At 65.4% G+C, this 8,752-nt stretch carries 8 protein-coding genes and 1 tRNA gene; 1 reads left to right on the top strand and 8 read right to left on the bottom strand.

Going from position 1 to position 8,752, the window contains the following annotated elements; genetic code table 11:
• Positions 1-48: 48 nt before the first annotated feature.
• Positions 49-723 carry a hypothetical protein gene (locus tag B7Z66_04390; GenBank protein OYV77629.1) on the top strand — a complete coding sequence of 225 codons (675 nt, stop codon included), beginning with the start codon at positions 49-51 and terminating at the stop codon, positions 721-723.
• A gap of 446 nt (positions 724-1,169) precedes the next feature.
• Here B7Z66_04390 and B7Z66_04385 read toward each other — a convergent pair.
• The 8 genes from B7Z66_04385 to B7Z66_04350 all read right to left on the bottom strand — a co-directional run bounded on the left by B7Z66_04385 (position 1,170) and on the right by B7Z66_04350 (position 8,601).
• A tRNA-Ser gene (locus B7Z66_04385) sits at positions 1,170-1,263 on the bottom strand.
• A 44-nt stretch (positions 1,264-1,307) separates the two neighbouring features.
• Positions 1,308-1,562 (bottom strand): carbon storage regulator, encoded by a 255-nt coding sequence (locus B7Z66_04380; protein OYV77628.1) that lies wholly within the window; start codon positions 1,560-1,562, stop codon positions 1,308-1,310.
• A gap of 181 nt (positions 1,563-1,743) precedes the next feature.
• Positions 1,744-2,976, bottom strand: a complete 1,233-nt coding sequence (locus tag B7Z66_04375) for an aspartate kinase (GenBank protein ID OYV77627.1) — start codon at positions 2,974-2,976, stop codon at positions 1,744-1,746.
• Between the two features lie 155 nt (positions 2,977-3,131).
• Positions 3,132-5,741 carry an alanine--tRNA ligase gene (locus B7Z66_04370; protein OYV77626.1) on the bottom strand — a complete coding sequence of 870 codons (2,610 nt, stop codon included), beginning with the start codon at positions 5,739-5,741 and terminating at the stop codon, positions 3,132-3,134.
• Between the two features lie 56 nt (positions 5,742-5,797).
• Positions 5,798-6,304 (bottom strand): hypothetical protein, encoded by a 507-nt coding sequence (locus B7Z66_04365; GenBank protein ID OYV77625.1) that lies wholly within the window; start codon positions 6,302-6,304, stop codon positions 5,798-5,800.
• Entirely contained in the window at positions 6,276-7,313 is a 1,038-nt protein-coding gene (locus B7Z66_04360; protein ID OYV77652.1) for a recombinase RecA, read from the bottom strand. Before B7Z66_04360 ends, B7Z66_04365 begins: the two co-directional genes overlap by 29 nt.
• Before the next feature lie 255 nt (positions 7,314-7,568).
• Complete coding sequence (locus tag B7Z66_04355; GenBank protein ID OYV77624.1) at positions 7,569-8,123, bottom strand: 2'-5' RNA ligase; 555 nt, start codon at positions 8,121-8,123, stop codon at positions 7,569-7,571.
• Positions 8,107-8,601, bottom strand: a complete 495-nt coding sequence (locus tag B7Z66_04350; protein ID OYV77623.1) for a damage-inducible protein CinA — start codon at positions 8,599-8,601, stop codon at positions 8,107-8,109. Before B7Z66_04350 ends, B7Z66_04355 begins: the two co-directional genes overlap by 17 nt.
• Positions 8,602-8,752 lie beyond the last annotated feature (151 nt).

Genomic DNA, 8,752 nt, shown 5'->3' with positions numbered 1-8,752 from the left:
GATTTCGGGACCGGCTACTCTTCGCTAGGGTACCTGCGGAGATTTCCGGTGGACATGCTCAAGATCGATCAATCATTCGTACAGGACATGACCAGCGATCCGGACAGCTTTCTGATCGCGCGCTCGGTGGTTGCAATCGCCCATGGGCTCGGCATGCGGGTGATCGCGGAAGGGGTGGAGACGGCGGGGCAGTTGCGGTTGTTGGCGCGCGAGGGCTGTGATGAGGTGCAGGGGTACTTCTTCAGCAAGCCCATTCCTGCCCAGGAATTCCGCGAACTCCTGCGAACGGGGGCGCAGTTTCCGGTTCCGGAGCCGGCGCCCTACGGCGACCCGGCGACGATCCTTGTCGTGGGCGGCGGACCCGACGTTGCGGCGGCACTTGGGCGGGTCCTCGACCCGGGTGAGTATCGGATCATGACCGCGGGCAATACGGCGGGGGCCTTCGAGACGCTTGCCGCACACGACGTGGCGGTCGTCCTCACAGGCGAGGAGGTCTTTGGGACCACCGGGGCAGAATTCATGCGTCGAGTCCGTAGGATCTATCCGGACACGACGCGCATCATGCTGGCCCGGGATACCGCCCGCCGGGGCACTACCGAGCCCCTCGGCCAAGATCCAGTCGCCGAGTATGTCCAACTACCGTTGGATGAAGAGCACCTACGCCGTCGCGTTCGGGAGGCCGTGCGCCAGCGGCTAGGACCGCCGGTGGGGCAGCATTCATGAGCCGCGATCAAACCGGACAAGGGTCAATACAGTCTTCGGTACGCAATGCCGGTCAGATCGTCACGCCAAGGCCGCATGGCGGATGTCACCCACCATAATCGGACCGCTAGTATTATACAGCGCAGGGCATTGGGTTGGTCGAGGGTGTCATCGACTTCGACAGCGCAACGCCGCGCCAAGCGTTGGGTTGGAGGCGGTTGCCAGTCCGCAGGAAAAACCGCTGGTAGTCGTTTCGCGAGATCGCCCGCGGTCCGGACACCAACCCCAACGGACAACCGGCAAGACCGGGCAGACGGCGCGGAACCAATAGCGCCGCGCGCACAACAGCAGGTACATGACCTTCGGCCCCTTAGCTACGTTTTCAGCTACAGTCCCGGCCACAACGCAGCACTACAGACCATTGATCACACGATAAATTCTTCGTCAAAGAAACGGTTGGGCATGTTTGGCGGAGAGAGAGGGATTCGAACCCTCGATGGGGTATTAAGCCCCATACTCCCTTAGCAGGGGAGCGCCTTCGACCAGCTCGGCCATCTCTCCGACGAATGGGAAGGATACAGAGGCGGGGATAGTGGGTAAAGCCCCTATTTCCCCACAGGCGGATGGGCCGGATGCGCGGCCCCGTTGGAAGATTTCGGTTCGGCAGCGCCTCCGCCACCGTGGTTTTGGTCCTGTTGTTCGCGCTTGATACGCTCGTAGATTTCCTCCCGGTGCACCGCCACCTCCTTCGGGGCATTGACACCGATGCGCACCTGATTTCCCTTGACGCCCAGCACGGTCACGGTGACCTCGTCACCGATCATGAGCGTTTCACCTACCCGTCTGGTGAGAATCAACATTTCCTTTTCTCCTACAGATGCTTATGTATCACCCCAAGTGCGCCACTCAAGCGGCGGCGAGCATCGGTGAAGTTATCGGCCGAAATCCACAAATCCGTAGGCCGCAACGCGCTTCATCGATGTATTTCGGGACCCGATTTCCCTACCTCCCGGCGGGAAAACCAAGCGGCCCAAGGCTCCTTCAAGCCTCCCGGACCGGCTCCCGATCCAACGCGAAGGCCTCGTGCAGGGCACGGACCCCCAGCTCCAGATACTTTTCGTCCACTACTACCGAAATCTTGATCTCCGAAGTGGAAATCATCTGAATATTGATGCCCTCCTTGGCCAGGGTCTGGAACATCCGGCTGGCGATGCCGGCGTGGGAGCGCATCCCGGCCCCCACCAGCGAGATTTTGACGATACATGGATCTCCCACCACGTCACGCGCACCCAGTTCCGCCGCGGTACCCTGCAACTGTTCGAACGCCTTGTCATAGTCGTTACGATGCACGGTGAAGGTGAAGTCGGTGCTACCGTCAACGCCTACGTTCTGAACGATCATGTCCACTTCGACGTTCGCCTCTCCAATCGGGCCGAGGATCCGATACGCCACCCCGGGCTGGTCGGGAACACCGACGATGGTGAGCTTGGCTTCGTCGCGGTTGAACGCGATGCCCGAGATGAGCGCGCCTTCCATATTCGGTTCCTCGTAGCTGATCAACGTGCCTTCTCCCTCTTGGAAGGTAGACAGCACCCGCAGCGGTACGTTGTATTTTCCAGCAAACTCCACGGAGCGAATCTGCAATACCTTGGAGCCCAGGCTCGCCATCTCCAGCATCTCCTCGAAGGTGATGCGGCGCAGGCGCCGGGCGGCGGGGACGACGCGCGGGTCGGTGGTATAGACCCCGTCGACGTCGGTAAAAATCTGGCATTCGTCGGCCTTGAGGGCCGCGGCCAAAGCAACCGCCGTGGTATCGGAGCCGCCACGCCCTAGAGTGGTGATATGGCCGTGTTCGTCCACCCCCTGGAAACCCGCCACGACCACTACACGCCCTTCCGCAAGGTCCCGGCGCACCCGGGCAGCATCGATGTCGCGGATGCGCGCCTTGTTGTAGGCACTGTCGGTCAGGATCTGAGCCTGGGCACCGGTGTAGGAGCGCGCGGCGCAACCACGTTTGTCCAGCGCCAAGCTCAGCAGCGCGATGGTGACCTGCTCGCCGGTAGCCAGCAGGACATCCAACTCGCGGGGATTGGGGCGCGGACAAATTGAACGGGCCAGGGCCAACAGGCGGTCGGTCTCGCCGCTCATGGCCGACACCACCACCACCACGTCATCGCCGCGCTTGCGAGAGGCGATGACCTTCTCCGCAACCTGCTCGATGCGTTGCGGATCCCTGACTGAGGTCCCGCCGTATTTCTGAACAATCAGTGCCATCGGGTGCTTCACTGGACCAGCCGCAGGCGCCGGAGGGCCAAATACCATCGCAGGATGGATCCGGCGCGACGACGGAGTCCACGGCCTCCAGGAGGGGAATTTATCCGACCGAAGGGCGCAAGATTACACTATATTCCGCGCCGGGTCGCAACTTGTCACGCACCCGACAGCCGGCTGCGGACCCAATCCGGCACTGATCCCAGGGCCGGCCCCAGAGACTCCGGCCGAGTCCCACCGGCCTGGGCGAGATCCGCCCGGCCGCCTCCCTTGCCTCCCACCTGCTCGGCCACGGCGTTCACCAATTCCCCGGCTTTCACCCGATCCATCAGGTCCGGGGTGACCCCCGCCACCAAGCGCACCTTCCCGTCTTCCACCGCGCCGAGCACGATGGCCGCGCTGCCCAGTTTATTCTTGAGTTGGTCGACGGTATCACGCAGTGTTTTTCCGTCGGCACCGTCCAGCCGCGCCGCCAGGACCTTGCACCCACACACCTCGATGGCTTTGTCAGCCAACTCACTGCCCTGATTACTGGCCATACGCCCCTGAAGGCGTTCCAATTCCTTTTCCAGAGTGCGGTTGCGCTGCAGGAGCTGTTCCACGCGTTCTTCCAGGTCATCCTGCCCAGCCTTCAGAAGCGCGCTCACGCGCAGCAGGGATCCCTCAGCCGCCTCCACCCACGCAACGGCGCCCTCCCCGGTGACTGCCTCAACGCGCCGCACGCCGGCGGCCACACCGGTCTCGGAGACGATCTTGAACAAGCCGATGTCCCCAGTGCGTTGCACATGCGTACCGCCGCAAAGCTCAGTGGAAAACGTCCCCATAGACAATACCCGCACCTCGTCTCCGTATTTATCACCGAAGAACGCCAAGGCACCGGCGGCGATGGCCTGTTTGAAGGGCATGATGCGGGTGCTCACCTCAGCGTTGGCCTGAATCTCCCGGTTGACCTGCTGCTCGATGGTCCGGATCTCCGCGCGGCTCAGGGGTTGCGGGTGGGAGAAGTCGAACCGCAGCCGATCCGGCGCTACCAGAGAGCCCTTCTGCTGCACATGCTCTCCCAACACGCGGCGCAGGGCGGCATGCATGAGGTGCGTGGCCGAGTGGTTGAGGCGCGTGCGCTGGCGGCGCACCTCGTCCACGCGCGCGTCCACAGCGTCCCCCAACTGGATTTTGCCGGTCCGCACCAGGCCCACATGGGCATGGGCCCCGGCGCCGTGCTTGCGGGTGTCCCGGACATCAAACAGGGCGTCGGCGCCACCCAGGCTCCCCTGGTCCCCGACCTGGCCGCCGGACTCCGCATAGAACGGTGTGCGGTCCAGGATCACCAGCCCTTCGTCCCCGAGCTGGAGCGCGTCCACCGCCGCACCGTCCCGGTACAGCGCGGTGACGGTAGCCGCGCCCGCGAGCTGTTCGTAGCCCACGAATTCCGAACGTTCCGTGGCGCCCATCTGGGCGGTGTAGTCCACCCGGAAGCTACTTGCGGCACGCGCCCGCTCGCGCTGCGTCGCCATGGCCCGTTCAAAGCCCGCGGTATCCAATTCCAGGCCGCGTTCCCGGGCAATGTCCCCGGTAAGGTCCACGGGAAATCCATAAGTATCGTAGAGCCGGAACACCACATCGCCCGGAATGCACTTTCCGGAGACGCGGGTCAGCTCCTGATCCAGGATACGCAGCCCCTGTTCGAGGGTCTCCGCGAAACGTTCCTCCTCCAGCCGCAGGCCCCGCTCCACCCGCTCGCGCGCTCGGACCAGTTCCGGATAGGCGTCCCCCATTTCTGCCACCAGGGGAGGCACCAGCTTGTAGAGGAACGGTTCCGTGAAACCCAACCGATGGCCGTGGCGGGCCCCGCGGCGGATGATGCGCCGCAGCACATAGCCGCGGCCCTCGTTGGAGGGCAACACGCCGTCGGTAATCAAAAACGCCGCGGCCCGGATGTGATCGGCGATCACCTTCAGGGAGTTGCTGTTGCGGTCTGCGACGCCGGCCAGTTCCGCGGCGGCACCCATCAGATTCCGGAACAAGTCGATGCCGTAGTTGCTGTGGACCCCTTGCATCACCGCCGCGAGGCGTTCCAGGCCCATACCGGTATCCACAGAGGGGTGCGGGAGCGGGGCGAGCCGCCCGTCCGGACCGCGGTTGTATTGCATGAAGACCAGATTCCAGATCTCCACGTAGCGGTCCCCGTCCGCTTCGGGGGAACCGGGCGGCCCTCCGGACACCCCGGGTCCGTGATCGTAGAAGATCTCTGAGCAGGGTCCGCACGGCCCGGTATCGCCCATGGACCAGAAGTTGTCCTGGGCGCCGATCCGGGTGAACCGGCGCGGATCCACCCCGATCTCCTTGAGCCACAGGTCGGCGGCCGCGTCGTCCTCCTCATAGACCGTAACCCACAGCCGCTCCGGGGGAAGCCCGAGCACGCCGGTGAGAAATTCCCAGGCGTAGTGTATGGCCTCGTGCTTGAAGTAATCGCCGAAGCTGAAGTTGCCCAGCATTTCAAAGAAGGTATGGTGGCGCGCGGTGTAGCCGACGTTCTCCAGATCGTTGTGCTTGCCGCCGGCACGCAGGCAGCGCTGGGCGCTGGCGGCCCGGGGACAGGCGCGCGCCTCCAGACCCAGGAACACGTCCTTGAACTGGACCATGCCCGCATTGGTGAACAACAGGGTGGGGTCGCTTGCGGGCACCAACGGGCTGGAGGTCACCACCTCGTGGCCGCGCTCGCGGAAGAATTCCAGGAAGCCCTGGCGCAGGTCGTTGCTGCCGGTCATGCCCACAGTGTCGAGTTTCAGGCCAAAAGTTTCAAGTGTTTAGCGGGTTCCGGCGCTCACTGCCGCAGGTCGTCCGCGACCTGCGCATCCGCTTTCAGGACGCAGTGGATCTGCTCATGGGTAAAACCGCGGTATTGAAGAAAACGCACTTGGCGGGCCCGCTCCTTGAGGTCGCGCGGAATCACGGCCCCGAAGCGCTTGCACCGCGCGTCCCGCGCGCGCGCCGCCCATTGCGCACCGTCCGGCTCCACACAGCGGGCAATGAGTTCCGGCGCCACGCCCCGTTCGCGTAACTCCGCGGCGATACGCACCGGCCCGTAGCCGCGGGTGGCGCGGCTCTCCGCATAGACCTCCGCGTAGCGCGCATCGCTCTGCAGGCGCTCGTGGGAGAGACGCTGCAACGCCTCCTCGGCGTCGGTATCCTCCACCCCGCGCGCGCGCAGTTTGCGCCGCAGTTCACTGGTGGAGTGTTCGCGGCGCGCCAGCAGGTCCAGCGCCACGCGGCGGGCCTGGGGTGCTTCCGGGGCCTGCGCGTCAGGCTTCTTCGACTTCGGCCGTTTCACGCTGCGGGACGGGCGCCGGCTGCGCCAGCAGCTTCGCGCGGAGTTTGCCGTCGATCTCCTGGGCGGTGTCAACGTGCTCCACCAGAAACTCCCGCGCGTTGTCCTTGCCCTGCCCGATACGCTCACCCTGATAGCTGTACCAAGCGCCGGACTTCTCCACGAAGCCGTGGGCCACGCCGAGGTCCAGGAGTTCACCCTCCCGGGACACGCCGCGGCCATAGAGGATCTCGAACTCCGCCTGCCGGAACGGGGGGGCCATCTTGTTCTTGACCACCTTGACTCGGGTCTCGTTGCCGATCACCTCGTCACCCTTTTTAATGGCTCCGATGCGCCGGATGTCGAGACGCACGGAGGCGTAGAACTTGAGCGCGTTGCCGCCGGTGGTGGTCTCCGGGCTCCCGAACATTACGCCGATCTTCATCCGTATCTGGTTGATGAAAATCACCATGGTATTGGAACGTTTGATATTGGCGGTCAGTTTACGCAGCGCCTGGGACATGAGCCGCGCGTGCAATCCCACGTGGGAATCACCCATCTCCCCCTCGATCTCCGCCTTGGGGGTAAGCGCCGCCACCGAGTCCACTACCACCACATCCACGGCGCCGGAGCGCACCAGCATGTCGGTAATCTCCAGCGCCTGCTCGCCGGTATCCGGCTGGGAGACGAGCAGTTCTTCCACGTTGACACCCAGCTTGTGGGCATACCCGGGATCCAGGGCGTGCTCGGCATCTACGAACGCCGCGGTACCGCCCGCCTTCTGGGCCTCGGCGATCACCTGCAGGGTCAAGGTGGTCTTGCCCGAGGACTCCGGCCCATAGACCTCCACCACCCGGCCGCGCGGCAGCCCACCGATCCCCAACGCGAGGTCGAGGCCCAGGGATCCGGTGGACACCACCTCCACGTCCCGGGACACGCTGGCGTCGCCCATGCGCATGATGGCACCCTTGCCGAACTGCTTCTCGATCTGGCTCAAGGCCATGTCCAGGGCCTTGGTGCGGTTGTCATCCATCGGTTGCGTCCCCCGCTTGGCTGTCGCGCGTTGCATTTGCTGCTCCCGTGACCGGTAAAAAACCCCGGGAATTATCCCACAGATCGAAGCGTGGAACCTAGCCCGCATTTGCCACCGGTCCGATGCCGAGCCCACCGATGCCCGCGCGACGAACCCCGGCCATAAACCCGGGCTGGCGCGGATCTTTCTCACCGGGCGCCCGCCGCAACCCTGCCAATCCCTGTGGATAATCAACCGGCTCGGCGCGCCGTTGGTTCACCCCGCGGCGTCCTTGCGCAGCGGCCAGCGGCGCAGCACACGGTACCGGGCACCGGCCACCCCGCGTTCGGACGCCACCAGGCACAGATGGTCGACACGCCAGTGCAGGGGAACCGGGGCCGGCGCCGGTTTCCAGAGTGCCACCCGGCGCGCCAGGGTCAGATGAGGCTGGAACCCGCGGGGCTCCGGGACGTGACCGCAGGCCCCCAAGGCCCCAGTGAGGGATTCGACGAGCCGGGTAAGGGCCGGGGGCGGCCGGGAGCTGCCCAACCAGAGGACCTGCGGCCCCGGCCAATGGCCCACCCGGTCCAGGGTCAGTGTAAAGGACGCGGCGTCCACGGCGGCGCCGGCAGTCTCGCAGCACGCGCGGCGCTGAGGGTCCACTGCGCCGAGAAAGGCCAGCGTGACATGCAGGTCCTCCAGCGCCACCGCTTGGGAGCCGGCGTCCCCCACCAGCGCCCGGGTCGCCTGGAACAACCGCTCCGCCAGGGCTTGGTGGGGCCATAGAGCAAAAAACAGGCGCTGCACCGCCCGGTCAGCCGTCGCCGGCAAGGGCGTTCAGCAGCCCTGCAAGGGCGGCCCGCACCGCCTGGCGCCGTACCGCCTCCCGGTCCCCGGGCAATTGCACCCGTTGCGCGCGGGTCGCCGCCGCCAGTGACCAGGCGAGCCAGACGGTACCCACGGGTTTCTCCAAGCTCCCGCCGCCGGGACCGGCGATCCCGCTGACCGCCACGCTCACGTCAACCCCGCTGCGCGCCCGCAGGCCCTCGGCCATCGCGCGCACCACCGCTTCGCTCACCGCCCCGTGGACCCGCAGGGTCGCCGCGCTGACCCCAAGCAGTTCCTGTTTGGAACGGTCGCTATAGGTGACCACGCCCCGGTCCATCCACGCGGAGCTGCCAGGCACGTCGGTGAGCGTCTTGGCGATCCAACCGCCGGTGCACGACTCGGCACTGGCCAGGGTCCAGCGCTTGGCGTGCAAGGCCACGCCCACCTGCCGTGCGAGTTCCAACAATTCCGGGTCTGCCATGGGGACAGTATACTAAGGTCGAACAAAACCAGCAGGCCGCTGCGGGTCGCGTTGCGCCCCGGTCAATACGGCGGCTTGCACGCGCGGCGCCCGTTCACAGTGACTTGGAACGCAGACGGTTACGCCGACCTACGCCGGGTCCTTGCGCTAG

This window comes from Chromatiales bacterium 21-64-14, from assembly GCA_002255365.1.
GTDB lineage: Bacteria > Pseudomonadota > Gammaproteobacteria > 21-64-14 > 21-64-14 > 21-64-14.
This window is presented reverse-complemented; position numbering and strand designations above follow the sequence as displayed.

Excerpts from the sequence above, each read along its gene's own strand:
- B7Z66_04380 (OYV77628.1), bottom strand. The coding sequence starts at position 1,562 with ATGTTGATTCTCACCAGACGGGTAGGTGAAACGCTCATGATCGGTGAC.
- B7Z66_04375 (OYV77627.1), bottom strand. The coding sequence starts at position 2,976 with ATGGCACTGATTGTTCAGAAATACGGCGGGACCTCAGTCAGGGATCCG.
- B7Z66_04370 (OYV77626.1), bottom strand. The coding sequence starts at position 5,741 with ATGACCGGCAGCAACGACCTGCGCCAGGGCTTCCTGGAATTCTTCCGC.
- B7Z66_04360 (OYV77652.1), bottom strand. The coding sequence starts at position 7,313 with ATGGATGACAACCGCACCAAGGCCCTGGACATGGCCTTGAGCCAGATC.
- B7Z66_04350 (OYV77623.1), bottom strand. The coding sequence starts at position 8,601 with ATGGCAGACCCGGAATTGTTGGAACTCGCACGGCAGGTGGGCGTGGCC.